Annotated in this window: 22 protein-coding genes; 16 read left to right on the forward strand and 6 right to left on the reverse strand. The window is 66.3% G+C overall.

What is annotated here, in order from left to right; genetic code table 11:
* Positions 1-76 precede the first annotated feature (76 nt).
* Positions 77-886 (reverse strand): crotonase/enoyl-CoA hydratase family protein, encoded by an 810-nt coding sequence (locus E8L99_RS01660; protein ID WP_137101902.1) that lies wholly within the window; start codon positions 884-886, stop codon positions 77-79.
* Positions 887-1,111: 225 nt separating this feature from the next.
* Here E8L99_RS01660 and E8L99_RS01665 point away from each other — a divergent pair, with 225 nt between their 5' ends.
* Positions 1,112-2,095, forward strand: coding sequence for a Bug family tripartite tricarboxylate transporter substrate binding protein (locus E8L99_RS01665; RefSeq protein ID WP_137097918.1), 984 nt, complete (start codon positions 1,112-1,114; stop codon positions 2,093-2,095).
* Positions 2,096-2,168: 73 nt separating this feature from the next.
* On the forward strand, positions 2,169-3,146 hold the full coding sequence (locus E8L99_RS01670) for an MBL fold metallo-hydrolase (protein ID WP_252511231.1): 978 nt from the start codon (positions 2,169-2,171) through the stop codon (positions 3,144-3,146).
* Positions 3,147-3,149: 3 nt separating this feature from the next.
* Here the strand turns inward: E8L99_RS01670 and E8L99_RS01675 are convergent, their stop codons facing one another.
* Complete coding sequence (locus tag E8L99_RS01675; RefSeq protein WP_137097919.1) at positions 3,150-4,130, reverse strand: Bug family tripartite tricarboxylate transporter substrate binding protein; 981 nt, start codon at positions 4,128-4,130, stop codon at positions 3,150-3,152.
* 131 nt (positions 4,131-4,261) lie between these two features.
* Between E8L99_RS01675 and E8L99_RS01680 the strand changes: the two genes are divergently transcribed.
* From E8L99_RS01680 to E8L99_RS01695, 4 genes are all read left to right on the forward strand, one after another.
* Positions 4,262-5,176, forward strand: coding sequence for a LysR family transcriptional regulator (locus E8L99_RS01680; RefSeq protein WP_137097920.1), 915 nt, complete (start codon positions 4,262-4,264; stop codon positions 5,174-5,176).
* Between the two features lie 90 nt (positions 5,177-5,266).
* A complete protein-coding gene (locus tag E8L99_RS01685; protein WP_137097921.1) occupies positions 5,267-6,085 on the forward strand; it encodes an NAD(P)-dependent oxidoreductase in 819 nt (272 codons plus the stop codon).
* Positions 6,086-6,093: 8 nt separating this feature from the next.
* On the forward strand, positions 6,094-6,972 hold the full coding sequence (locus E8L99_RS01690; RefSeq protein ID WP_137097922.1) for an amidohydrolase family protein: 879 nt from the start codon (positions 6,094-6,096) through the stop codon (positions 6,970-6,972).
* A 50-nt stretch (positions 6,973-7,022) separates the two neighbouring features.
* Positions 7,023-8,006, forward strand: coding sequence for a Bug family tripartite tricarboxylate transporter substrate binding protein (locus tag E8L99_RS01695; protein ID WP_168201522.1), 984 nt, complete (start codon positions 7,023-7,025; stop codon positions 8,004-8,006).
* Between the two features lie 222 nt (positions 8,007-8,228).
* On the opposite strand, the gene E8L99_RS01700 is transcribed toward E8L99_RS01695, so the two are convergent.
* The 3 genes from E8L99_RS01700 to E8L99_RS01710 are packed head-to-tail and all read right to left on the reverse strand — an operon-like array spanning position 8,229 to position 10,791.
* Positions 8,229-8,927 carry a 4-carboxy-4-hydroxy-2-oxoadipate aldolase/oxaloacetate decarboxylase gene (locus E8L99_RS01700; RefSeq protein WP_137097924.1) on the reverse strand — a complete coding sequence of 233 codons (699 nt, stop codon included), beginning with the start codon at positions 8,925-8,927 and terminating at the stop codon, positions 8,229-8,231.
* The gene (locus E8L99_RS01705; protein WP_137097925.1) at positions 8,924-9,643 is read right to left on the reverse strand and encodes a PIG-L deacetylase family protein; all 720 of its coding nucleotides are present in this window, start codon (positions 9,641-9,643) and stop codon (positions 8,924-8,926) included. Before E8L99_RS01705 ends, E8L99_RS01700 begins: the two co-directional genes overlap by 4 nt.
* A 32-nt stretch (positions 9,644-9,675) precedes the next feature.
* A complete protein-coding gene (locus E8L99_RS01710) occupies positions 9,676-10,791 on the reverse strand; it encodes a 4-oxalomesaconate tautomerase (RefSeq protein ID WP_137097926.1) in 1,116 nt (371 codons plus the stop codon).
* 216 nt (positions 10,792-11,007) lie between these two features.
* Between E8L99_RS01710 and E8L99_RS01715 the strand changes: the two genes are divergently transcribed.
* On the forward strand, positions 11,008-12,024 hold the full coding sequence (locus tag E8L99_RS01715; RefSeq protein ID WP_137097927.1) for an alpha/beta fold hydrolase: 1,017 nt from the start codon (positions 11,008-11,010) through the stop codon (positions 12,022-12,024).
* A 146-nt stretch (positions 12,025-12,170) separates the two neighbouring features.
* On the forward strand, positions 12,171-13,451 hold the full coding sequence (locus tag E8L99_RS01720) for an amidohydrolase/deacetylase family metallohydrolase (RefSeq protein ID WP_137097928.1): 1,281 nt from the start codon (positions 12,171-12,173) through the stop codon (positions 13,449-13,451).
* Positions 13,452-13,453: 2 nt separating this feature from the next.
* Here the strand turns inward: E8L99_RS01720 and E8L99_RS01725 are convergent, their stop codons facing one another.
* Positions 13,454-15,049: a class I adenylate-forming enzyme family protein gene (locus E8L99_RS01725; protein ID WP_252511232.1), complete on the reverse strand. Its 1,596-nt coding sequence runs from the start codon at positions 15,047-15,049 to the stop codon at positions 13,454-13,456.
* 194 nt (positions 15,050-15,243) lie between these two features.
* Here E8L99_RS01725 and E8L99_RS01730 point away from each other — a divergent pair, with 194 nt between their 5' ends.
* From E8L99_RS01730 to E8L99_RS01765, 8 genes are all read left to right on the forward strand, one after another.
* Positions 15,244-16,197, forward strand: a complete 954-nt coding sequence (locus tag E8L99_RS01730; protein ID WP_137097929.1) for an NAD-dependent epimerase/dehydratase family protein — start codon at positions 15,244-15,246, stop codon at positions 16,195-16,197.
* Between the two features lie 131 nt (positions 16,198-16,328).
* Positions 16,329-17,675 (forward strand): aspartate aminotransferase family protein, encoded by a 1,347-nt coding sequence (locus E8L99_RS01735; protein ID WP_137097930.1) that lies wholly within the window; start codon positions 16,329-16,331, stop codon positions 17,673-17,675.
* A 2-nt stretch (positions 17,676-17,677) separates the two neighbouring features.
* Positions 17,678-18,439, forward strand: a complete 762-nt coding sequence (locus E8L99_RS01740; protein ID WP_137101905.1) for an SDR family oxidoreductase — start codon at positions 17,678-17,680, stop codon at positions 18,437-18,439.
* Between the two features lie 189 nt (positions 18,440-18,628).
* Complete coding sequence (locus tag E8L99_RS01745) at positions 18,629-20,242, forward strand: ABC transporter substrate-binding protein (RefSeq protein ID WP_137097931.1); 1,614 nt, start codon at positions 18,629-18,631, stop codon at positions 20,240-20,242.
* Between the two features lie 13 nt (positions 20,243-20,255).
* On the forward strand, positions 20,256-21,287 hold the full coding sequence (locus E8L99_RS01750; RefSeq protein ID WP_137097932.1) for an ABC transporter permease: 1,032 nt from the start codon (positions 20,256-20,258) through the stop codon (positions 21,285-21,287).
* Positions 21,284-22,129 carry an ABC transporter permease gene (locus tag E8L99_RS01755; RefSeq protein ID WP_137097933.1) on the forward strand — a complete coding sequence of 282 codons (846 nt, stop codon included), beginning with the start codon at positions 21,284-21,286 and terminating at the stop codon, positions 22,127-22,129. Before E8L99_RS01750 ends, E8L99_RS01755 begins: the two co-directional genes overlap by 4 nt.
* On the forward strand, positions 22,126-23,805 hold the full coding sequence (gene nikE / locus E8L99_RS01760) for a nickel ABC transporter ATP-binding protein NikE (protein ID WP_137097934.1): 1,680 nt from the start codon (positions 22,126-22,128) through the stop codon (positions 23,803-23,805). The genes E8L99_RS01755 and nikE overlap by 4 nt, the downstream gene beginning before the upstream one ends.
* A gap of 16 nt (positions 23,806-23,821) precedes the next feature.
* Positions 23,822-24,604 (forward strand): cobalamin-binding protein, encoded by a 783-nt coding sequence (locus tag E8L99_RS01765; RefSeq protein ID WP_137097935.1) that lies wholly within the window; start codon positions 23,822-23,824, stop codon positions 24,602-24,604.
* The last annotated feature ends 1 nt before the right edge of the window (position 24,605 follow it).

Here is a 24,605-nt window from a genome sequence, read left to right on the forward strand (position 1 = left end):
AGCGAAATCTTGGCTTGTCAGTCGATGAAGGGGTAAATTTGCGGCATTATGACGCGATTGTATGCAACATATTCCGCTAGGACGGATCGACGAAGCGGGGCGCACGTTTGGCAAGATTGGCCGCGACCGCTTCCATCTGGTTGGGGCTGCCGATCAGGGCCTGCTGCTCGCGGGATTCATCGAGCAGCCCCTCCTCCGCCCCCACCTCCACGGCACGGTTGAGCAGGCGCTTGGAAGCTCGCATCGCCGTCGGGCTCTTGCCTGCGATGTCGCGAGCGAGAACGAGAGCAGCGCCCCGCGCATCCGCCTCGACGCGGGTGACGAAGCCGAGCCGCTGGGCCTCCTCCGCACCGAAGACGCGCCCAGTATAGGTCAGCTCGCGCACCACATCCTCGCGGGCGAGATGCCGCATCAATTGAGTGCCCGCCAGATCCGGCACCAGGCCCCACTTGATCTCCATCACCGAGAAGCGCGCATCGGGCGCAGCGATCCGGATATCGGCGCCGAGCGCGATCTGGAAGCCGCCGCCATAGGCGACCCCGTGGACTGCTGCGATCACCGGCACCGGCAGTGCGCGCCAGGTCCAGGCGGTCTGCTGTGGCCGGTTGGCGATGCCATGGGTGCGCGGCACGAGATCGCCGACCCCCGCGGCCTGCCCGCCCGGCGCCATCATCGCCTGGAAACTCTCGAAATCGAGCCCTGCACAGAAGGCTTTGCCCTCGCCGGACAGGACCACGGCCCTCAGGCCAGCCATCGTGGCGAGCTGCTCGCCAGCCTCGATCAGCGCGTCGAACATCGCGCCATCCAGCGCATTCATCTTGGCGGCGCGGATCATGCGGACATCGGCGACGCCGTCGGCAATATCGATCGCAATCCGGTCCTTGATCATCATGGCCAGCGCCCTGTCCGCGTCAGTTGAAGGTTCGCTCTCCATCCTAAGCAGGTCGGGGATTGTGTCGACACCGCGCCGCCACCGCCATTCGGACGGGACCGGTCCATGTGCCGGCTTCAACAATCCACGCGCATCTCTCATTTGCCTCGGCAGCCGCGCTCGCGCACGGTTGCGTCAAAAGCGGCGCGGACGCGCCGAAAGGGCATTGAGGAGACGACCATGACCATCGCACGAACCCGAAAAGTGGCGCTTGCCCTCGCGTTGGCCGCAGGCATGGCGCTTACAGTGGCGCCGGTCGCGGCCCAGACATTCCCGCAGCGGCCGGTACAGGTCATTGTGCCTTTTGCGGCCGGAGGCGCGGTGGATGTCGTTGCCCGCTCGCTGGCAGACGTTCTGTTCCGGACCTGGGGCCAGCAACCCGTGATCGACAATCGGCCAGGCGCGGGCGGCATCGTCGCCTCCCAGGCCCTGGTGCGCGCGGCTGCGGATGGCCACACGATCATGGTGGTCGCCAATGGCCATCCGCTGAACCAGTTTTTCTATCCGAGCCTGCCCTACGACACCTATCGCGACTTCACGCCCATTACCCAGATCGCCAGTTCGCCACTGGTGATTTCGGTTGCGAAGAACCAGACCGCAGCGACCCTTGCTGCGCTCGTCGAGACCGGACAGGGCAAGCCCGGTGGCGTCAATTACGGCGTCTCCGGCTTCGGGACGTCCGCTCATCTCGCCGGTGTGCTGATCGGCGCCGTGATGAAGCGCGACATGACACCGATCCCGCATCGCTCCGGAACGCAGGCGCTGCAATCGGTGATCACCGGCGACCTGCCCATGTCGATCAATCCCCTGCTTGAGGCTCTGCCGCAGGTGCGCGCCGGTAATGTCCGCGCGATCGCCGTGACGACGGCCACTCGATCACCGCTGCTGCCGGATGTTGCAACCGCCGTCGAACAGGGCCTGCCCGGCTTCGACACCGGCGTGTGGTGGGGCATCGTCGCACCGGCAGGTCTCCCTGCGCCGATCCTGGAGAAGCTCTCGCGCGACATCGCCGCGGCCATCGCATCGCCGGACCTGCGGCAACGCCTCGACATGCTGGGCGCGACAGCCGTTGCGTCGAGCCCCCAGGACTTCCAGGCCTTCATCCGCGCCGAAGCGGACAAGTGGGGCCCGGTGATCCGCGCCGCCAATGTCAAATTGGAGTGATCGACAGAACATCGCCTCGCAAAATCTTCAACCATTGATAACGTGCCGCAACGGAAACCCTAGGGAGGTAGACATGTTGAACAATTCTCGCCGCGACGTCCTCGCTCTCGGAACGGCCGCCGCCGCTGCCGCCCTGCTGGCGCCAGGCGAGGTCGCGGCCCAGGCCCCGGCAGCGGCCCCCTCGCGCCAGGCTCCCGCCTTCTACCGGTTCAAGGTGGGCGACGCCGAAGTCACCGTGCTCAATGACGGTTTCGTCCCCCGCAAGGCCGAAGGCTGGGTTTCCAACGTCCCGCTGGCCCAGGTCGAGGCCGCGCTTGAGGCGGCCTTCATTCCGAAGGACGACATCCGCAACATCTATAACGTCACCGTGGTCAAGATCGGCTCACGCCAGGTGGTCTTTGACGCCGGCTTTGCCGACAACGGCCAGCCGACCACTGGCCAATTGGCCGCCAACATGGCCGCCGCCGGCATCGACCCCAATCAGATCGACGCCGTCATCTGCACCCACTTCCATCCGGACCACATCCACGGTGTGCGCCAGAAGGGTGGCGCGCTCGCCTTCCCCAAGGCCGAGATCATGGTGCCCGAGCCGGAATGGGCCTTCTGGACCGACGAGAACCGCATCGCCTCGGTGCCCGAAGGTCGACGCGCCAATTTCGGCATCGTCAACCGGGTCTTCTCGCCATCGCGCGCCGACATCAAGCGATTCGCATGGGGCGCCGAGGTCATCCCCGGTGTCACCGCGATCGCGACGCCGGGGCACACGCCGGGCCACACGTCCTTCGTCATCGCCTCGGGCAATGCCAAGGTGCTGGTGCAGGGCGACGTCTCCGGCCCACCGGTGCTCTTCGTGCGCAACCCGCACTGGCACTCTTCGTTCGACGCCGATCCTCAGGTCGCCGAGGCCACCCGCCGCAAGCTCTATGACATGGCGGCCAGCGAGCGCATGCCGATCATCGGCTATCACGCGCCGTTCCCGGGTCTTGGCTATGTCGCCAAGGACGGCAACGGCTATCGCTACGAACAGGCCCAGTGGCGCTCCACCGTCTGAGCGCTACTGCTCGATCCTGATCCCGGCATCGCGGACGACGGTCGCCCAGCGGGCGATCTCGGCCGCGATATGGGCCCGGAATTCCTCCGGCGACGTCGGCCACACCTCCGCGCCCTCCTGGTTCAGCCGCTCGGCCAGTTCGGGCGCGGCCAGAGCCTTGCGGATCTCGGCATTCAGCGTCTCCACCACATCGACCGGCGTGCCGGCCGGCGCGACGATTCCGTACCATTGCGAGGCGTCGAAGCCGGGCAGCGCGGCCTCAGCCACTGTCGGCAACTCGGGGGCAGCCGCAATCCGGCGCTTCCCCGAGACGGCCAGTCCCCTCAGGCGCCCGGCCTGAGCGAGCGGCAGCACCACCGGCGCGCCTGTCATCGTCAACTGAATGCGAGCCCCCAGGAGATCGGTCACTGCCGGCCCCGTGCCGCGATAGGGCACATGCTGCATGGTGACGCCCGCCGAGAGGCAGAAAGCGGCCATGGCAATATGCGCCGCGCTGCCGATGCCGCCCGTGCCATAGCTCAGCCGGTCGGGATTGGCCCTGGCATGGGCGATCAACTCCGGCACGGAGTTCGCCGGCAAGGATGGATGCACAACCAGCACATTATGGACGGCGGCCACCAGGCTGATCGGCGCAAAGCTCTTGACGGGATCATAGGGCAGCCGCGGATAGATCGACGGGTTCACGGCCAGCGTGCCGATATGGCCCATCAGAAGGGTCTGTCCGTTCGGCCGGGCGCGTGCCACGAGATCGCTGGCGATCGCACCACCCGCTCCGGGCCGGCTCTCGATGACGAAGCCAACGCCCAGCGCCTCCGTCAGCTTCTGCCCGAGCAGCCGCGCAAGAATGTCGGTCGATCCTCCGGGCGTGAACGGCACCACCAGCGTCACCGGTCCTGACGGTGCCCAGCGAGCGCGCGCGATCGACGGCATGGCCATGGCAGCAAAGCCGGCCGTCGTCGTCGTCAAGAAGGAGCGGCGCGTCATGGTCCCCCCGCAGGCCATTTTCATTGCCAGCAAAACAATGGCAGATTTGCTCATCAATCAAATTGAATCTATGGCGTTATTCATCAGTTTGATGCACCGGGCTCCGCGCCTGGCCGCCGGAGATACGCGCAATGCGGATCGACTTCCTCGGGCTCGAAGCCTTCGTTGCCATTGCCGAGCGCGGCAGCTTCAACCGCGCGGCCGCTTTCCTCAACCTGTCGCAGACGGCGCTGTCGCACCGGATGAAGAAGCTCGAGGACGACCTCGGCGTGAAGCTTCTGACGCGCACCACGCGCCAGGTCTCGCTGACGCCCGCAGGCCTCGAATTGCTGCCGCGAGCGCAGACGGTGATGGCGGATCTTTCGGCCTCCTTCACGGCCCTCAGGGATCGCGGCCGCGAGAAGCAGGAGCGCGTGGCGGTCGCCTGCCTGCCCACCATCGCGGTCGCCTACATGCCGCGCGTCCTGGCCGCCTTCCGGCAACGCCACCCGCTTGTCGGCGTGCGCGTCTTCGACAATTCCGCAACCGAGATCGCCGAACATGTCCAGGCGGGACGCGCCGAGTTCGGGCTGACCATCGTTGCCTCCAACCGCTGGGACCTCGAGATCAAGCCGCTGCTCAAGGAGCCCTTTGTGCTGGTCTGCCCGACCGGCCATCCGCTCGCCCGCCAGGACGGTGCGAACTGGGCCGAGCTCGAAGGCGTGCCGCTGGTGCGTATCGCCCCGCAGACCGGCAATCGCGCGCTGATCGACGATGCGCTGGGGTCACGGCGGGAAGCCCTCGACTGGCGCTATGAGGTGCAGCATGTGGCGACCGCTGTGGCTCTGGTGCGGGCGGGCGTCGCGCTGACCGTCGTGCCGCGCCTGGCGCTGGGCGTGGTCGACAATGCGGGCCTTGCCGCCGTCTCGCTGAAGAACCCCGGCATCACCCGGACCCTCGGCATCATCTCCAAGCATGGCATCCCGCCCTCGCCGGCGGCGGCCACACTGCTCGACCTGATCATCAGCCATCTGAAGGATGAGAACAGGGCGCAGCCTGCCACTTGAACCTGATGGGACAATAGCCACAAAACTCTCATTTGCTTCATCGATCGCCCTTGGGCATGACCCGCGAGAGGGTGGCGCAGGAGACCGTCCATGACCAACACAGTGTCGCTTGCCCTGATCGGTTTCGGCGAAGTGGGCCAATTGTTCTCCCGCCAATGGCTGGCGCGCGGTGATACCCGCATCGCGGCCTATGACATTCTGTTCGACGATCCAGCCCGCGCCGAAACCCACCGCTCAATCGCCGCCGGCATCGGCGCGACACCCGCCGCCACTGCCGCTCTGGCCTGCGCCGGCGCCGAGATCGTGGTCTCCGCCGTCACCGCCTCTTCGGCCCTGCACGTCGCGGAAACAGCCGCCGCCTTCCTGAAGCCCGGCCAGATCTTCTTCGACGTCAATTCCGCCTCGCCGAACACCAAGCGCAATGCCGCCAAGGCCGTTCAGGCCGCCGGCGCCCATTATGTCGAGGGCGCCGTCATGGCACCCGTCGGCCCCTATGGCATCAAGGTGCCGATCCTCGCCGGTGGCCCCGAGGCGGAGCGGGTCGCGGGCATCCTGAACGGCATCGGCATGGACGTGACGGCGGTCGCGACCGAACACGGTCGGGCCTCGGCGATGAAGCTCTGCCGCTCCATCATGATCAAGGGGCTGGAGGCGCTGATCGTCGAGAGCGCCGCCTCGGCCAAGGCTTGGGATGTCGAGAAGGAAGTCTTCGGCAGCCTCGCCGAGACATTCCCCTCCATCGACTGGCCGGCGCTCGCCGAAAACATGGCCGAGCGCGTGGCGAGACATGGCCTGCGCCGCGCCGCCGAAATGCGCGAAGCCGCCGACATGGTCGCCGATCTCGGGATCGATCCCTCGCTCTGCCGCGCCGTGGCTGATGCCCAGCAGCGCGGCGCCAAGCCAAAATGACCGAAGCCATGACCCAGCCCCAGCCGACCATCCTCGCGCCCGATCCGAACACCCGGACGCCCGCATTCAAACTGCCGCCCAAGACCTGCGACAGCCATTGCCACATCTTCGGTCCGCACGCGCTCTACCCCTATGCGCCTGGCCGTTCCTACACGCCGCACGACGCCCCGCTCGCCGATTTCATCGCGTTGCAGGCCAAGTTGGGCATCGACCGCGCTGTCATCGTCAATGCGACCTGCCACGGCCGTGACAACCGCCCGGTGACCGACGCCATCGCCCAGAGCGGCGGGCGCTATCTCGGTATTGCCAATGTCGACGAGAACTTCACCGACAAGGAGTTGGAAACCCTCGCGGAGCAAGGCATCCGCGGCTGCCGGCTGAATTTCGTGCGCCGGCTCGGCAATGTGCCGGAACTCGCCGTGTTCCATCGGCTGGTGGATCGCATCAAGCCGCTCGGCTGGCATGTCGACCTCTATTTCGAGGCCCAGGACGTCCCGGAATTCGTGAGCATGTTGCGCGCACTGCCGATCCCCTATTGCATCGACCATATGGGCGGTGTCCGCGCTGGCCCCACCCACGACGCAGCGTCGTTCGCAGCCCTTGTCGATCTCCTGAAGACCGATGAGAAGTGCTGGATGAAGGTGACCGGGCCTGAGCGCATCACCGCCTCCGGGCCGCCCTATGATGACGTGGTCAGCTTCGGCCGCACGCTGATCGAGGCGGCGCCGGACCGCGTCATCTGGGGCACCGACTGGCCACATCCCAACGTCAAGGCCATGCCGAACGATGGCGATCTCGTCGATATCGTCCCGCGCTACACTGACGATGCGGCTCTGCTTCAGGGCCTGTTCGTCGACAATCCCGCCAGGCTCTACCGCTTCGCATGACCGGCGCGGCCAGCGCCCAACGACAAGCTGAAGATCGTCAGGAGATGTCCATGATCCGCCTTACCCGCCGCCACCTCATTGGCTCCATCGCCGCCTCGACGCTTGCTGCCCCGGCACTCGCGCAGTCGGGATTCCCCAACCGCGCCATGAAGATCGTCGTGCCCTTCGGGGCCGGCGGCATTGCCGACATCACCACGCGCATCGCCGGCGAGAAGCTGACGGCGCTGACCGGCCAGGTCCTGACCGTCATCAACCAGCCCGGGCCCGGCGGCATGGCGGCGGCCCGCGCCGCCCTCGGTGCGGAGAGCGACGGCTACACGCTGGCGCTGCTCACCAACGGCACGGCAGTGTCGGCGGCGCTCTACACCAATCTCCAGTTCAACCCGGTCGAGGATTTCCTGCCGGTCTCGACGCTGGGCCTGTTCGACTTCGTGCTTGTGACGGCCGGCAATGGGCCCCGCAAGTCGCTCCAGGAGGTCCTTGCCTATGCCAAGGCCAATCCCGGCAAGCTGAATGTCGGCACCATCCTGTTCGGCTCGACCCAGCATCTCTCGGCAACCCTGTTCAAGTCGCTGACTGGCCTCGACTTCACCCATGTGCCCTATCGCGGCACGCCGGACCTGATGAACGGCGCCATGCGTGGCGATGTCGATATCGCCATCGACAGCTATGCCTCGTTCGGCAGCAACATTAGCGCTGGCCAGTTGATGCCGCTGGCGGTCTCGGGCGCCAGGCGCTCAGCCTCGCTGCCGAATGTCCCGACCGTCGCCGAGAGCGGCATCCCCGGCTACGACGTCACCTCGTGGAACGCGGTCTTCGCGCCGAAGGGCACGCCGGCCGAGATCGTCACCCTGCTCAATGCCAAGCTGCGCGAAGCCGTGGCCGATCCCGCCGTGAAGACCCGTTTCGCGGAGCTCGGCATTGAGGCAGCGGGATCGACGCCGGCCGAACTCGGAGACAAGCTGAAGAGCGACATCGCCAAGTGGAACGCGGTGATCGACAAGGCCGGCGTGCAGCGGCAGACGTTCCGCTGAAGGCGAGAGTGGGCGGCAACCGGACACGTATAGTGCTTCGCCGGTCCACCCTTACCTCATCCTGAGGTGCGAGCGCAGCGAGCCTCGAAGGACCTTCTGTCTGAGCGCAATGCTGGCGACCGATCGCGTCAGTTCATTGATCCTTCGAGGCTCAGCCGCAAGCGGCTGAGCACCTCAGGATGAGGAATGGAGAGGTTGGCGCTCGAAAGCGCGCTGCCCCTTTCAGTCCTTCAGGTCTTCCAGGCTGTCGACATAGCGCAGGCCGGCCTTCGCCAGCGGCTCGCGCATCTTGTAGAGGTCCAGCCCGAGTTCGCCGCCAGCGAGGCGTTTGCGCTTGTCGTCCTCGTTGGCCACGCGCGCATCGGCGACATCGGCGACCTTGGCCGCAAGCGCTCGCGGCACCACCACCACGCCGTCATCGTCGGCGACGATCACGTCGCCCGGATTGACTGCCGCGCCGGCGCAGACCACCGGCACGTTCACTGAACCGATGGTCGCCTTGACCGTGCCCTTGGCCGAGATCGCCTTGGACCAGACGGGAAAGCCCATCTCCTCGAGCGTCGCGACATCGCGTACACCGGCATCGATCACCAGCGCCCTGACGCCGCGCGCCATCAGCGAGGTGGCCAATAGGTCGCCGAACATGCCGTCGGTGGTATCGCTGGTGAAGCCCACCACCAGCACGTCGCCAGCCTGGCATTGCTCGGCGGCGACATGGATCATCCAGTTGTCGCCCGGCTGGCCGAGAATGGTCACGGCACTTCCCGCGACCGACGCGCCTTTCCAGATCGGACGCAAATAGGGCTTCATGAGCCCATAGCGGCCCATCGCCTCGTGCACGGTCGAGGTGCCGGCCGCCTGCAGCCGGGCGATGACCGAGGGCTCCGCGCGCTCGATCTTGCGAACGACGACGCCGATCACGCCAGCTCCTCCAGAGCCTGCGGGAAGAGGCGCTGATAGGCCTCGCCATAGGTCATCGGCTTTCCGGTATTGCGGCCGCCCTGCACGCCGCGGTTCAGCGCCACGCGGGTGTAATATTCCCAGAGATGCTTCTGGGCAGCGAGGATCTCGAAGGCCTGGCGCTTCACCTCCCAGACCTCATCGATGTTGAGGATCGTGTTCGGCTTGAAATTGCACTGTTCGGGCTGGTGCGGCTCGAACAGGAAGACCGGCGGCGCCGAATAGGCCCGCGTCGGGTCCGGCTTGTGGCCGGCCGACTGGGCGACGATGCGCGCCTCCTGGGCGAGATGGGCCGCCACCGGATGATCGAAATTGTAGGGGTCTTCCAGCGCGTGGGTGAGCACGAAGGACGGCTTCTCCTCGCGGTAGATGTCGATGAGACGATCGAGGATCGCCTCCGTCGGGCGCAGCGGATAGTCTCCCGCATCGAAGAACTCGATCTCGGCTCCCAAGAGCTTGGCCGCGGCCTCCGCTTCCGCACGACGACCGGCCTTCACCTCTTCCATCGAGACGCCCGCCTTCTTCCAGGCAAACTGGCTTTCGCCGCGCTCGCCATAGCTGAGGCAGGCGATCTTCATCCGGTAGCCCTTCTTCGCGTGCAGGGCGATGGCGCCACCGGCACGCCAGACGAAATCACCGGGATGGGCGGTGACGACAAGACCGCTCTTGGTCGACATGGGAACTTTTCCTCTGGGATCGGGTGAGACGGCTATTCGGCCGCCTCGCGGGACAAGACGGCGCGCTCACCGAGCACGGCCTCGGACACGAAAACGGTACCGTCAAACAGCGCGCGCGCCGTGCGGAGCAGACCGGCCCGTTCAACGACGGGGGCGGCCTCCGTGCCGCCAACGGTGAGGCGCACGGTGAACTCGCCGGTCGGATGCTCGACCGAGACGAGCTTCTCGGGTCCCGCAGGCAGGGTCGAAACCCTGTGCGCCGGCGAGCCGGGCAGAACGCAGGCGGTCGCAACCGACACGGCCGCGAAGACGCCGATGGCGGCGTGGCATTCATGCGGAATGAACGAGCGCGTCGAGACATGGCCGCCCTCGCGCGGCGGCGAGACCAGGCAGATCTTCGGCACGTTCTTGTTGGCGGCATCGGCAATGTTCATCAGCGGGCTCGCGGCGAGCCGGACTTCCTCCAGCCGCGCCTTCAACTCCACATCCTTGTTGAGCTCAGCATGGGGCTCATAGCCGGTGCGGCCGACACTCTCGGCGGTGAGCACGATCACCGGCATGCCGTTGTCGATCAGCGTCACGTCGACGCCCGCCACATGGTCCACCGCGTTGCCGGTCGGCAGCAGCGAGCCACAGACCGAGCCTGCCGCATCCAGAAAATCGATCGGGATCGGCGCCGATGTGCCGGGCACGCCGTCGATCCGCGCGGTCCCGTCATAATTCACCCGGCCTCCGGGGGTCTCGACCAAGAGCTCGGCGATCGTGCCGGTATTGACGGTACGCACCTTCACCCGCGTGACCGAATCAGTTGCCTTGATCAGCCCGCGCTCGATGGCGAAGGGTCCGATGCCGGCCAGGATGTTCCCGCAATTCTGGTTCATGTCGACGCGCGGCTTGTCGACAAGCACCTGCGCGAACAGGAAGTCGATCTCGGCTCCATCATCCGGCGAGCGCGAGACGATCGCCACTTTCGAGGTCAGCGGATGCGCGCCACCCACGCCGTCGATCTGGCGGGGATCCGGCGAGCCCATGACTGCCAGCAGCAGCGCGTCGCGCTGTGCCGGATCGGACGGAAGGTCCGACGCCAGGAAATAGGCGCCCTTGGACGTGCCGCCGCGCATCAGCATGCATCGGATGGCGGTCTGCATGAACCTCTTCCCAAGGCTTCGTGACGATAGGGAACGGCACCATGATGGCGCGGCCACGATGAAGCAAATGATCTGTTTTGCGTCATTGCTGAACCGATGCCAGCAATGGCTGAGGGGCCGGCGCGCCAAATTGCCCCTCGCCTCGCGCGCGACAATTGCCTAGCGTCCCGCCAGCATCGGTCATCACCCGGTGCGCAAGCATCGGGACATGTTGCCATGACGAAGACGGCCACCCTGTTCGCCCTCATCGCGGCCTTGGCCGCTGGCTCCGCGACGGCCCAGCCGGCGGCACCGCGCGAACCGCTCGGGATCGCGCTGGAAGGCTATGCCTATCCGTTCCCGGTCGCCTTCCTGCCCCTCACCATGGAGGGACGCCCGGTCCGCATGGCCTATATGGACGTGGCGCCCACAGGCGCCCCCAATGGCCAGACCGTGCTGCTGATGCATGGGCGCAATTTTCCGGCCGCCTATTGGGAACCAACCATCCGCGCCCTCCTCGCCGAGGGCTACCGGGTGGTGGCACCCGACCAGATCCATTTCGGCAAGTCGTCCAAGCCCGACGACCTGCCGGTCAATTTCGACGTCATGGCGCAGCATACCGCCGCCCTGCTCGATCATCTGAACATTGCCGACGTCGCCGTCGTCGCCCATTCGATGGGTGGGATGGCTGGCACGCGCTTCACCCGCTCCTATCCCGCCCGTGTCCGTCGCCTGGCTCTCTATGCCCCGGTCGGGCTCGAGGACTACCGCCAATATCTGACGGTCGCGCCGCCGCGCGAGCGCCTGTTCGAGGCCGAGATGGCGCTCACCGCCGAGCAATATTTCAACCAGCTGATGGCGACCTATTCGCCGCAGCTGACCCGCGAGCAGTTCTGGCCCTTCATCGAATTGCGCCAGCGCATGAGCGGTTCGGCGGAATATCCCCGCTGGGTGCGCAGCTATGTCGCGAGCTTCTACGCCATGTGGGGCCAGCCGGTGGTCCACGAATTCCACCTGATCCGCCAGCCAACCCTGATCATGGTGGGTGACCGCGACCGCACCGCCACAGGCCGCGCAATGGTGGCGCCCGAACTGCGCGAGCGCATGGGCCTGTTCGTCGAACGCGGACGCGAGGTGGCGGCGCGCATGCCGAATGCCCGCCTCGTGGTGTTCGAGGGGCACGGCCACATGATCCACATGGAAACGCCGGAGCGGTTCAACCGGACGCTGATCGACTTCCTGAAGGCGCAGTAGTCAGCACCGGTCCTTCCCGCGTTCAGCGCTGATCTGCCGTTCGCCTCGCACCATTGCCACGGTGCGGGACCAGTGGGACGCTGCCCTCAAGCCGCCGGCCATTGAGATCAGGCGGCACAAGGGACGACACAGGGAAGGATCACGTCATGCGCAAGCTTTCGCGCCGCTCGTTCATGCATGCCACCGCCGGATCGGCCCTCGCCCTAAGCGGCGGCATGGCCCATGGCGCCATGGGCCCCAACGACAAGTTCGACCTTGTCATCAAGGGCGGCGAAGTCATCGATCCGAGCCAGCAATTGCGCGGCAAGCGCGATATCGGCATCCGCTGGGGCATCGTCGAGGCCATCGAGGCGGACATTCCCGCCGCCCGCACCAGCCGCATGATCGATGCCTCGGGCAAGCTGGTGACGCCCGGTCTCGTCGACCTGCACGCCCATGTCTTTCCCTATGGCTCGGCCATCGGCATTCCGGCCGACGAGCTGGTGCCGCACCAGTGCACCACCACCGTGGTTTCGGCGGGCGATGCCGGCGCCAACAACATCGCGGCGCTGCGCCGGTTCATCGTCGCGCAGACCCGCACCCGCATCCACGCCTTCATTCACATCGCCAATATGGGGCTGTCGGCCTTTCCCGTCCCCGAGCTCTACAACATCGACTTCGCCCAGGTTGATGCCTGCGCCATGGCGGTCGCCGAGAACCCAGACTTCGTACTCGGCGTGAAGGTGCGCATGTCCGAGAATGTCATCGCCAAGCACGGGCTGGAACCTCTGAAGCGCGGCATTCTCGCCTGCGAGCGCTCCGGCCGCCCGGCCAAGATGATGGTCCATATCGGCGGGGTCGAGACGCCCTCGCTGATGTCCGACATTCTCAACCTGCTGCGGCCCGGCGACGTTCTCACCCACGCCTATTCCGGCGCGCCCAATCTCGCAGGCGCCTTCACCAACATCGTCCAGGACGGCAAGATCCTGCCGGCGGCGCTGGAGGCCAAGAAGCGCGGCGTCGTCTTCGATGTCGGCCATGGCGGCGGCTCGTTCGACTTCAGGGTCTGCGAGGCGGCGATCCAGCAGGGCTGCGCCCCCGATGTCATCTCGTCCGACATCCATGTCTGGTCCGGCAACACGCCGGGCATGCCGTTCCTGCCCTGGGTCATGAGCAAGTTCCTCACCCTGGGCTTCACGCTGGAACAGGTCATCGCCATGGCAACGACTGCGCCAATGAAGTCGATCGACCCGGCCTCGAAGGCCGGCACGCTGAAGGTCGGCGCACCGGGAGACGTGGCCATCATGGAACTGGTGCAGGGGCCGGTGAATTTCGTCGACACCCGCAACAACACGCGCACCGGTCAGGCCTATCTGAAGCCGCTCCAGACGGTAATCAACGGCGTGCCGTTCGGCCGGCCCTACCAGCCGCCCTTCTCCATGCGGTGAGCTCAGCGGGAGAGGGCTTCAAGCCCCTCGCGCAGCTGCCGCTTGATCACCTTGCCATTGGCATTGCGCGGCAATGGCTCGGTCTGCACCGTGACGGTCTCCGGCACCTTGTAGTCGGAGAGCGCGGAGAGGCAGCGCGCCTTCAGGTCGGCGGCCGTCGGGCCGCCCTCCTCGCGGGTCACGACGATGGCGTGCACCCGTTCGCCGAGCACCGGGCAGGGCCGGGCGATCACGGCGCATTCGATCACGCCATCGACACCAGCCAGCACAGTCTCGACCTCGGCGGTGAACACCTTGTAGCCGCCGCGATTGATCATGTCCTTCTTGCGGTCGAACACCCGCACGAAGCCCTCTGCATCGATCGATCCGATGTCGCCGGAATGCCAGTAGCCCCCGGTGAAGCTCTCGGTGGTCGCGGCGGGATTGGCCCAATAGCCCTTCACCACAGAGCCGGAGCGGATCCAGATCTCGCCGGTCTCGCCCGGAGCGACCTCGCGCCCGGCATCGTCCACCACCATCACGTCGCAGCCCGGCGCGGGAACGCCGACGCTGTCGCCATGGCTGGCGGTGAAACGTGGCGGCATGACTGTGGTTGGCGAGGTCGTCTCGGTCGCGCCATAGGCATTGACCAGCATCAGGCCGGGCAGCTTCGCCGCGAGCTTTTCAATGGTGGGCGGCGGCATGGGCGCGCCGCCATAGCCGCCGATCCTCAGCGACGAGAGATCATGGGCGTCGAAATCGGGCTCCAGCAGACAGAGATTGTACATGGCGGGCACCGCCACCGTCATGGTGATGCGCTCGCGCGCGACCAGCGCCAGGAACTCCGAGGCCTTGAACGCCGGCATGATCACCAGCGTGCCGGCAACGCGGATCATCGCCGCGATATTGGCAATGAGGCCGGTGACATGGCTGAGTGGCACCGGCGCGATCGACCGGTCGGCAGCGGTCAGTCGCATGCAGTGCTCGTAGACCATGGCCGAGTGGACCACGTTGAGATGGGCGATCATGGCGCCCTTCGGCCGGCCTGTCGTACCGGAGGTGTAGAGGATGAAGGCGGTGTCCTCTTCGGCAATTGCGGCGGCCCGAACATCCGGATGGCCTGCGCCGCCGGCGACGAAATCCGCAAAGCTGTGACCATCGCCGACAGCAACGGCGGTGACGCCGTCGAGAGGTGGCAGGCGCGAGGCAAGCTCCGCCTCGTGAAACAGCAGCTTCGCGCCGCAATCGCCGAGGATATGGGCGATCTCCGGCGTCTGCAGCCGGATGCCCATGGGCACCATGATCGCGCCGATCCGGCCACAGGCCACCAGGATGACAACGAATTCGATCCGATTGCCGACAAGGACGGCAACGCGATCGCCGCTCGCAATGCCCCGAGCCGCAAGCGCGCGCGCCACGGCTTCGCCACGCTCGACAAGGGAGCGATAGGTCAGGCGTTCGTCACCACAGACAACCGCCTCTCCGTCGGGATTGCGGGCCAGCGCCTCGGCAATCATCCCATGAACGCTTGTCGGCCGCTCCGCGAAGCAGGCGATCACGCGGTCGCCGAAATGCGCCTCGCGCCGAAGCACTGCCGGCGGTCCTTCCAGCCATTCCAAGGGTCTGCTCCCTGTCCTGTGCGCGGCCTCTTGCGGGCCGCCTGGGCCGATCTTCGGTGAATGGCGGGACCGGTCAATGCCGCCCTTCGATCAGGTGCCCTGTCACCTTGGCATCGGTGCCCTCACGACGCGCCATCTGGCCTATCCGGCATTGCCGCCCTAATCCTTGTGCGAACTTTGGAGCGAGGACCTGCATGACGATCCTGATCACCGGCGGCACCGGCTTTGTCGGCGCGGCGATTTCAGACCAGCTCGCCCGCGGCGGCCGCAAGACCGTTGTCTTTGCCGCCCACCCCGCGCCCTCTGGCTACCTGCCTGAGAACGTCGAAACAGTGATTGGCGACGTGACCGATGCAAAGGCTGTCGCGTCCGTCATCAGCGAGCGCGGCATCAGCAAGATCATCCATGCAGCCGCCATGACGGCCGGCCCCGAACAGGAGCGCGATCTCGCCGAGCGGGTTGTCGCGGTCAATGTCGCGGGGACCGCCGCTGTCCTGCGCGCGGCGGCGGAGGCTGGCATCAAGCGGGTCGTTTTGTCGTCGTCGGGCAGCGTCTATCCACTCGCCGGTGCCAAGGGCGAGCGCTTCCAGGCCGACCGCGACCTGCCCGCCCCGGCAAACCTCTATGGCATCACCAAGCTCTCGTCCGAACTGGTCGCCCAGCGGCTGGCCGCGGTCTATGGCCTGACAGTGCCCATCATCCGGCTTGCCGGCGTCTATGGTCCGTTCGAGCGCGCGACCGGTGTCCGCGAAATCCTGTCGGCTCAGGCGCAGGTCGTGGCGCTGGCGCAGGCGGGAACACCGGTGCGCCTGTCGCGCGCGGGCTTCGGCGGCTGGCTGCAATCGCGCGATGCGGCAGCCGCCATCATCACGCTACTCGATGCCGATTTCGTCGCCCAGCCGCCGGTCTTCGACCTTGGCGGCCCCGAGATCTTCTCGCTTCTCGCCTTCTGCGAGGCGATCGCGCCGGCCTTCCCCGGCTGGAGTTTCGGCCTGGACGAAGCGGCGGCGAATGTCCGCTACCAACTGCCCGCCGACCGTCCGGCCAGCGATTTCGAGCGCCTAGAGGCGGCGACCGGCTTCCGCCCCCGCCATGGCCTCGCGAGCGGTGCCACCGACTATCTCAACTGGCTCAAGAGAAAGCCCTGATTCTGGCCCTTGAGGCATCCAGACAATGGCCCCAGCCTCAACCCCTGCGGCTGGGTGACGGGTCATGCGCCAGCGCTATTTGACCCGTCCACCCACGGCGACCTAGCCTTCGGCTGGAAGCGAGGACGGCAATGACCGCAGGCGAACATCGCTGGTTGAACCAGCACAAATTGGGCGAGCGCCTGCCGAAGGCAGTGGGCGGCGAAGGCATCTATGTCATCGACGAAACCGGCCGCCGGTTTATCGACGGATCCTCGGGGCCCGCTCTGTTCGCGCTCGGCCACGGCCACCGCGAGGTGATCGAGGCGATCAAGGCGCAATATGACAAGCTCGCCTTCGGCTATTCCTCGAACTTCACCTCCGACCCGATCGATCAGCTCTCCGAGACGATCCTCGACCAGGCGGGAGGCGGTTTCTCGCGGGTGAGCTTCATCTCCGGTGGCTCGGAAGCGACCGAAACCGCGATGAAGATCGCGCTGCAATATCATGTCGCGCGCGGCCATTCGGGCCGGACCCATTTCTTCGCCCGCCGCCAGTCCTGGCACGGCTACACCTTCGGCGCGCTGTCGCTCTCCGGCCATCCGGCCCGCCGCAAACCCTATGCGGGCGCCCTGATGGACGTGACGCATCTGTCGCCGGCCAATGATTACCGCCCGGCGGGTGGCGTGGCGAAGGACAAGCTCGCCGACCATCTCGCGGCTGAATTCGAGCGCGAGATCCATCGCGTCGGCGCCGAGCGGATCGCCGCCTTCTTCTTCGAGCCCGTCGTCGGTGCAGCCGGCGGCGCCGTGCCGGCGCCGCAAGGCTATGCGCAGAAAATGCGCGAGATCTGCACCCGCTACGGCATCCTGATGGTGGCCGACGAGGTGATGTGCGGCGTCGGGCGCTGCGGCACCTGGCGCACCCTCGCCCATGACGGCGTGGAAGCCGACATCATGTATACCGCCAAGGGGCTGGCGGGTGGCTATGCGCCGCTCGGCGCCGTGCTGATGCAGGAAGGCATCTATCGCACGATTGCCGACACGTTCGGCACGGTGGCCAGCGTCCACACCTATTCCGGCCACACCGCCGCCTGCGCCGCTGGCCTTGCCGTGCAGAAGGTGATCATCCGCGACAATCTCGTCGAGAAATGCCGCACCGACGGCGATTATCTGATGGGTGCGCTGCACGAGGCCTTCGGGCAGAACCCGCATGTCGGCGATATTCGCGGCCGGGGCTTCTTCGTCGCGCTGGAATTCGTCCGCGACCGCGACACCAAGGCGCCCTTCGATGCCGCTCTCGGTCTGCAGGCCAAGGTCAAGAAACAGAGCTTCGACCGCGGTCTCCTCTGCTACCCCTCGCCCGGTACGGTCGACGGCTACAGCGGCGACCATGTGATCCTCGCCCCGCCCTACATCACCACCCGCTCCGAGATCGACGCCATGGTGGCGCTGCTCAAGGATGCGGTCGACGCCGCCATTACCGAGACAGGTCAATGACGATGAGGCTCAAGGACAAGGTCGCGATCATCACCGGCGGCGGCTCGGGCATCGGACGGGCGGCGGCGCTGCTGTTCGCCGCCGAGGGTGCGAAGCTCTGTCTGGTCGACCGCGATGAAGCCGGAGTCAACGAAACCGCCGCCGCCATTGTGGCAAAGGGCGGCGTGGCCATCACGCGGGTCTCCGATGTCGGCGAGGTCGGATCGGCCGATCGCGATGCTGCTGCAGCGCTTGACCAGTTCGGCCGCATCGACGCGCTCTATTGCGGGGCTGGCTTCTCGGTCGGCGGCACGGTGCTCACCACCAAGCCGGAAGACTGGGAAGCGGTGTTCCGCGCCAATGTCGGCGGAACCTGGCTCTGGGCCCGCGCGGTAGCACCCGCCATGAAGGCCCAGGGCGGCGGCTCGATCGTCACGACGGCCTCGCAGCTGGCACTGGCCGGCGGCAGCGGCAATGTCGCCTATATCGCCGCCAAGGGCGCGATCCTCAGTCTCACCCGCACCATGGCGGTGGATTTCGCGCCTGACCGCATCCGCGTCAACGCGGTCGTGCCCGGCGCGATCGACACGCCGATGCTGCAGCGCAGCTTCCGACGGAAGGCCGATCCCGAAGCCGCCAAACAGGCCTCGATCAGCCGGCATCCACTCGGTCGGCTGGGGCGCCCGGAGGAGGTCGCGGAGGCGATCCTGTTCCTGGCGAGCGATGCCGCAAGCTTCACGACCGGCACCACGCTCGCCGTCGATGGCGGCTGGCTTGCGGGATGATCATGCCCAAAGGCGATGCAACTGCCTCCGTCGGCATCAGTGTTTGTCCCGAGGGCGCATTGTATACGGCTTGTGTGCAGACCTGTTGCAGGGAATGTACCTGATGGTATGCCCCTTGCTACCGATCTACGAATTCTCACTGGGTCCAGGCGGCAGTGCCGGACGGTACGCAACAATGGAGTTGGCGTCATGAAGATCTCGCGTCGGGACGTGCTTGCAGGATCGGCAACGATCGCCACCGCATCCTCCCTCTCATGGTCCGCCTCGGCCCAGACGCGCGCGGAGACGCTGCGCTACGTCACCGGCGCAGCCGTCAACACGCTCGACCCGACCATGCCCGGTGCAACGCGCGAAGCCTTCGGCGTCAGCGTCAACGTCTATGACCGCCTCGTCTCGTTCGGCCGCAAGAAGCGTGGCGACAACTGGGTCTTCGACATTGACAATATCCGCGGCGAGATCGCCGAGCGTGTCGTCACCAGCGCCGATGGCATGACCTTCACCTTCCACCTGCGCAAGAACGCCAAGTTCCATGACGGCACCCCGGTCACCGCCGAGGACGTGAAGTGGTCGCTGGATCGCGCCGTGTCCGCCAAGTCGCTGGCCGCGGCCCAGGTTGGCACCGGTTCCTGGACCAAGCCGGAGCAGTTCAAGATCATCGACCAGCACACGGTCGAGGCCAAGGTCGACAAGCCGGACCGCCTGGCGCTGCCCAATCTCTGCACGCTCTACGCCGTCATCTTCAATTCGGCGCTGGTGAAGAAGAACGCCACCGCCGCCGATCCGTGGGGCCAGGAATGGACCAAGAACAACACGGCCGGTTCGGGCGCCTACACGGTCGAGAATTTCAAGGCCGGCGAGCAGGTCATCCTGCGCCGCAATGACGCCTGGGTTGGTGGTGTCGATGGCAAGCCGGCGCCGTTCCGCCGCATCATCTGCCAGACCATTCCGGAGGCGGCCACCCGCGCCAGCCTGATCGAGAAGGGCGATGCCGATCTCTCGATCGACCTGCAGCCGAGCGACATCGACACGCTGGTCCAGCGCGGCCGCGTCAAGGCGATCTCGACGCCCCAGTTCAACGCCTTCACGATGATCGCGTTCAACACCAAGATGGCCCCCTTCGACAACAAGAAGGTCCGCCAGGCGATCGCCGCCGCCCTGCCCTATGACTCGATCTTCAAGGCCGCTCTCTTCGAGCGTGGCGCCAAGCTCTATGGCGGCACCTGGTCGGGCACGCCGACCGATGCGTCCTTCCCGCAGCCCATGCCCTACAAGCAGGATGTCGCGAAGGCCAAGGCCCTGCTCGCAGAGGCCGGCTACCCGAATGGCTTCGAGACGTTCTTCGCCTTCAACCTGGGCGCGGCCGCCTTTGCCGAGCCGATCGCCGCCCTGGTCAAGGAGGCGCTCGCCGCCATCAACATCAAGGTCGATATCCAGAAGCTGCCGGACGCGCAGATCTCCACCATGGTGACGGAGCGCAAACTGCCCTTCTTCGTCGAGACCTCGATCGCCTGGCTGCCCTCCACCGACTATTTCTTCCGCACGTTCCTCTATGGACCGCAGCGCTGGAACTATTCGGGCTGGAACGACAGCCGCATCAACGAGATCGCGGAGAAGGCCCGGTTCGAGACCGACAAGGCCAAGTATGACGCGGCCTGCAAGGAGATGATCGCGATCATGGCCGAGGAGACGCCGATCGTCATGCTCTGGCAGCCGAACCAGGATGCGGTCATGCCGAAGAACATCGACGGCTATACCTACGGCTACCACCGCCAGGTCGATTTCCGCGACGTCAAGCGCAGCTGACAGGCCGGGATTGATGAGCATTGCATCCGCCATTGCACGGCGCGCGGGACGACGAGCCATCTCGTCGCTCCCGGCGCTGTTCGGCGTTGTCGTCTTCACCTTCCTGCTGATGCGGGTGCTGCCGGGTGATCCGGCCATCTTCTTCGCCTCCGGCCCCAATGCCGGCCAGGCGGAGATCCAGATGATCCGCGAGCAGATGGGTCTCGACAAACCCATCCCGCAGCAATTGCTGCTCTATCTGCGCGATATCGGTACCGGCAATCTCGGCCGGTCCATGACGACCGGGCAGACGGTGATGGCCGATCTCGTCAACAGGCTGCCGGCCTCGCTGGAACTGACGTTCACGGCGCTGCTGCTGGCCCTGTCGCTCGCCCTGCCGCTTGGCATCCTGGCGGCGCTCAAGCCGAACTCGCTGGTCGACCACGGCGTCAGGTTTCTCTGCAGCCTCGGCGTCTGCGTGCCGACCTTCGTCTCCGGCCTTCTGCTGATCTACGCCTTCTATTACATCCTCGGCATCGCCCCCGATCCCACCGGCCGCATCGACGTCTTCGCCAGCCAGCCGCCCAGATTGACCGGGTTCCTGCTGATCGATTCCGCCCTCGCCGGCGACTGGGACGCCTGGTACTCGGCGGCCAGCCAACTGGTGCTGCCTGCCTCCACCATGGCGCTCTTCGTGCTGGCCCCGCTTGCCCGCATGACGCGCGCCTCGATGCTCGCCGTGCTGACCAGCGATTTCGTGCGCACCGGCGAGGCCCTCGGCCTGTCGCGCAAGCGCGTCGTGCTGGTCTATGCGCTGCGCAATGCGCTGCTCCCCGTGCTCACCATCATGGGCATCGTCTTTTCCACCATGCTCGGCGCCAATGTGCTGGTCGAGAAGGTGTTCTCCTGGCCGGGCGTCGCCTCCTATGCGCTCGATGCCCTGCTCTCCTCCGACTATGCCCCCGTCCAGGGCTTCGTGCTGCTCATGGCCACCATCTTCGTCATGGTGAATTTGACCATTGACGTGCTCTACGGCCTGGCGGACCCGAGGATAACAATCGAATGATCGCCGCCCTTCGCCATACCGGCTGGATCCTGCGCGGCAATCCCGTGACCATGGTGGCCAGCATCGGAGCAGCGCTCCTGGTGCTGATCGCCATTCTCGGTCCCTGGATCGTGCCGTTCGATCCGACCGCGTCCGATGTGCCGAATTCCCTGCAGGGTCCGAGCGCCCGCCACTGGTTCGGCACCGACCAGCTCGGCCGCGACGTGTTCTCGCGGGTCGTCGTCTCGACCAGGCTCGACCTTGCCATCGCCGCCTCCGCCGTCACGCTGTCGTTTGCAATCGGCGCCATGGTCGGCGCCTTCTGCGGCTATATTGGCGGCGGGCTCGACCGCTGGGTCGGCCGCTTCGTCGATGTGCTGATGGCCTTCCCGCTCTTCGTGCTGGCCATGGCCATGGTGGCGGCGCTCGGCAACCGGGTGGAGAACATCGTCTACGCCACCGCCATCATCAATCTGCCGTTCTACATCCGCTTTGCCCGGGCGGAAGTGAACGTGCGCCGCAGCTCCGGCTGGGTGGAGGCCGCCCGCGCCTCCGGCAACAGCCATGTGCGCGTCGTGCTGCTGTTCCTCCTGCCCAACGTCCTGCCGGCCATGGCCGTGCAGATCTCGCTCAATCTCGGCTGGTCGATCCTCAATGCCGCCGGCCTCTCGTTCATCGGCCTCGGCGTCAAGCCGCCGACGCCTGAATGGGGCATCATGGTCGCCGAGGGCGCCCGCTTCATCACCACCGGCAAATGGTGGCTGGTGGTCTTCCCCGGCTCCGCCCTGATGGTGGCGGTGCTATGCTTCAACCTCTTGGGCGACGGACTGCGCGACATCCTCGATCCCCGGATGCGCACATGACAACGCCCCTGCTCGACATCCGCGACCTCCAGGTCGCGTTCTCGACCCGTCGCGGCATTGTCGAAGCGATCCGCGGCGTGTCGCTGTCGCTTGACGTGGGCGAGACGCTCGGCATCGTCGGCGAAAGCGGCTCCGGCAAATCGGTCACCGCCTATTCGGTCATGCAGCTGCTCGATCGTGCCGGACGGGTCACCGGCGGCAAGATCACCTTCCGCGGCCAGGATATCACCTACGCCTCGCGCTCCGTGCTGCAGCCACTGCGCGGCGCGGCCATGTCGATGATCTTCCAGAATCCGCGGGCGGCGCTGAACCCCATCCGCCCGGTCGGACTTCAGATCGCCGACGTGCTGCGCGCCCATGGCGATATCTCGGCCAAGGAAGCACGCGAGAAGGCCCTGGCCTTGCTCGAGGCCGTGCTGATCCGCGATCCCGTCGCCAGGCTCGACGCCTATCCGCACGAGCTCTCGGGCGGCATGTGCCAGCGCGTCATGGTCGCCATGGCGATCGCCTGCGAGCCGAGCCTCTTGATCGCCGACGAGCCGACCACCGGCCTCGACGTGACCACCCAGAAGACCGTCATGGACCTGCTCGCCGAGATCACCGAGCGGCGCGGCATGGCGATGATCCTGATCACCCATGACCTCGGCCTGGCCTCGCAATATTGCCGCCGCGTCGCGGTAATGGAGAAGGGCCTTCTGGTCGAGGAAGCCCCGCCCGAGAAGCTGTTCGGCGCACCGCAGCACGCCTATACCAAGCGGCTGGTCGCGGCCTCGCCCACCAAGACCTCCACGGTCGAAAGCCTTGTGCTGGAGAGTGACGAGGTTGTGGCCGTGCGCCCAGTCCAGCCTGTTACCGTCCGTTCGGGAGCGCCGATTCTCGAGGTCAAGAACCTCGTCAAGGAGTTCAGCGGCGACTTCCGCGCCGTCGATGACGTGTCCTTCACGCTCGGCCAGGGCGAGAGCCTCGGCCTCGTCGGCGAGAGCGGCTCGGGCAAGAGCACGATTTCCCGCCTCATCTGCCGCCTGCTCGACACCACAGCCGGCACGATCCGCTTCGACGGCGAGGATATCGGCTCGGTCCCGGCGGGACAGTTCCACCGCTCGCGATTCCGCAAGGACATCCAGATCGTCTTCCAGGACCACGGCGACAGCCTCAACCCACGCTTCTCGACCTTCGACAGCATTGCCGATCCGCTGCGCCTGCTGCTCGGCATGGTGGATGGGGCCGATCTCCGCGCCAAGGTCGCGGACTGCGCGACCCGCGTCGGCCTGCCGCTGGAATTCCTCGACCGCTTCCCACACCAGCTCTCCGGTGGCCAGAAGGCGCGTGTCGGCATTGCCCGCGCCATCGCCGCCAATCCGCGCCTGCTCGTGCTGGACGAACCGACAGCCGCGCTCGACGTCTCGGTCCAGGCGGTTATCCTGCACCTGCTGGACAAACTTCGCCGCGAGACAGGCCTGTCCTATCTGTTCGTCAGTCACGACCTCAACGTCGTGCGCATGATGTGCGAGCGCACCATCGTGCTGCAGAAGGGCAAGATCGTCGAGGAAGGCCCGAGCGCAGCCCTGTTCGAGAAGCCGAAATCGGCCTATGCCGCCGAGCTCCTGGCGGCGATCCCGCATTTCGATCCGACCGGCGCCAATATGCGGCAACCCGCCCAGGTCCTGTCGGCCTGAGCCGGACTGAGCACCGATGCGCCGCTTTCCGCCCGAACGGATCGTCTGCCTGACAGAGGAGACGGTCGAGACGCTCTATCTCCTCGGCGAGCAGGACCGGATCGTCGGCGTCTCCGGCTATGCGGTGCGCCCGCCGCGCGTCCGGCGGGAAAAGCCGCGCGTCTCGGCCTTCATCTCGGCCGATGTTCCGAAGATTCTGGCGCTCGAGCCTGATCTCGTCCTCTGCTTTTCCGATCTCCAGGCAACCATCGCCGCAGAGCTCGGCAAGGCCGGTGTCGCGGTCCACCTCTTCAACCAGCGCACCCTTGCTGGCATCCTCGCAATGATCCGCATGGTCGGTGCAATGGTCGGCGCAGGCGAGAAGGCCGACGCGCTGGCACGCTCATACGAGGAACGCCTCGCGACGATCGCCATCGCGCGTTCCACGGGGCCAAAGCCGATCGTCTATTTCGAGGAATGGGACGATCCGCTGATCACCGGCATCGCCTGGGTCGGCGAACTGATCGAGATCGCAGGCGGCACGGATGCCTTCGCCGACCTCCGCCACGAACAGGCGGCGAAGGACCGGATCGTCACCCCGGATCAGGTTCTTGCCCGCAAGCCCGACCTGATCCTGGCATCCTGGTGCGGCAAGAAGGTCCGCCCCGAGCGCATCGCCGCGCGGCCCGGCTGGCACGCCATGCCGGCCGTCGCCAAGGACCGCATCGTCGAGATCAAGTCACCGCTCATCCTGCAGCCGGGCCCGGCGGCGCTCACCGACGGGCTCGACGCGATCATCGCGGCGATGGACGCGGTCTAGA

Source organism: Phreatobacter aquaticus (assembly GCF_005160265.1).
In the GTDB taxonomy this organism is placed as follows: Bacteria; Pseudomonadota; Alphaproteobacteria; order Rhizobiales; family Phreatobacteraceae; genus Phreatobacter; species Phreatobacter aquaticus.

Bases quoted from the DNA above. Each gene is read 5' to 3' on its own strand.
- E8L99_RS01665 (WP_137097918.1), top strand. From the start codon at position 1,112: ATGACCATCGCACGAACCCGAAAAGTGGCGCTTGCCCTCGCGTTGGCC.
- E8L99_RS01670 (WP_252511231.1), top strand. From the start codon at position 2,169: ATGTTGAACAATTCTCGCCGCGACGTCCTCGCTCTCGGAACGGCCGCC.
- E8L99_RS01675 (WP_137097919.1), bottom strand. From the start codon at position 4,130: ATGACGCGCCGCTCCTTCTTGACGACGACGACGGCCGGCTTTGCTGCC.
- E8L99_RS01680 (WP_137097920.1), top strand. From the start codon at position 4,262: ATGCGGATCGACTTCCTCGGGCTCGAAGCCTTCGTTGCCATTGCCGAG.
- E8L99_RS01685 (WP_137097921.1), top strand. From the start codon at position 5,267: ATGACCAACACAGTGTCGCTTGCCCTGATCGGTTTCGGCGAAGTGGGC.
- E8L99_RS01690 (WP_137097922.1), top strand. From the start codon at position 6,094: ATGACCCAGCCCCAGCCGACCATCCTCGCGCCCGATCCGAACACCCGG.
- E8L99_RS01695 (WP_168201522.1), top strand. From the start codon at position 7,023: ATGATCCGCCTTACCCGCCGCCACCTCATTGGCTCCATCGCCGCCTCG.
- E8L99_RS01705 (WP_137097925.1), bottom strand. From the start codon at position 9,643: ATGTCGACCAAGAGCGGTCTTGTCGTCACCGCCCATCCCGGTGATTTC.
- E8L99_RS01710 (WP_137097926.1), bottom strand. From the start codon at position 10,791: ATGCAGACCGCCATCCGATGCATGCTGATGCGCGGCGGCACGTCCAAG.
- E8L99_RS01715 (WP_137097927.1), top strand. From the start codon at position 11,008: ATGACGAAGACGGCCACCCTGTTCGCCCTCATCGCGGCCTTGGCCGCT.
- E8L99_RS01720 (WP_137097928.1), top strand. From the start codon at position 12,171: ATGCGCAAGCTTTCGCGCCGCTCGTTCATGCATGCCACCGCCGGATCG.
- E8L99_RS01730 (WP_137097929.1), top strand. From the start codon at position 15,244: ATGACGATCCTGATCACCGGCGGCACCGGCTTTGTCGGCGCGGCGATT.
- E8L99_RS01735 (WP_137097930.1), top strand. From the start codon at position 16,329: ATGACCGCAGGCGAACATCGCTGGTTGAACCAGCACAAATTGGGCGAG.
- E8L99_RS01740 (WP_137101905.1), top strand. From the start codon at position 17,678: ATGAGGCTCAAGGACAAGGTCGCGATCATCACCGGCGGCGGCTCGGGC.
- E8L99_RS01745 (WP_137097931.1), top strand. From the start codon at position 18,629: ATGAAGATCTCGCGTCGGGACGTGCTTGCAGGATCGGCAACGATCGCC.
- E8L99_RS01750 (WP_137097932.1), top strand. From the start codon at position 20,256: ATGAGCATTGCATCCGCCATTGCACGGCGCGCGGGACGACGAGCCATC.
- E8L99_RS01755 (WP_137097933.1), top strand. From the start codon at position 21,284: ATGATCGCCGCCCTTCGCCATACCGGCTGGATCCTGCGCGGCAATCCC.
- nikE (WP_137097934.1), top strand. From the start codon at position 22,126: ATGACAACGCCCCTGCTCGACATCCGCGACCTCCAGGTCGCGTTCTCG.
- E8L99_RS01765 (WP_137097935.1), top strand. From the start codon at position 23,822: ATGCGCCGCTTTCCGCCCGAACGGATCGTCTGCCTGACAGAGGAGACG.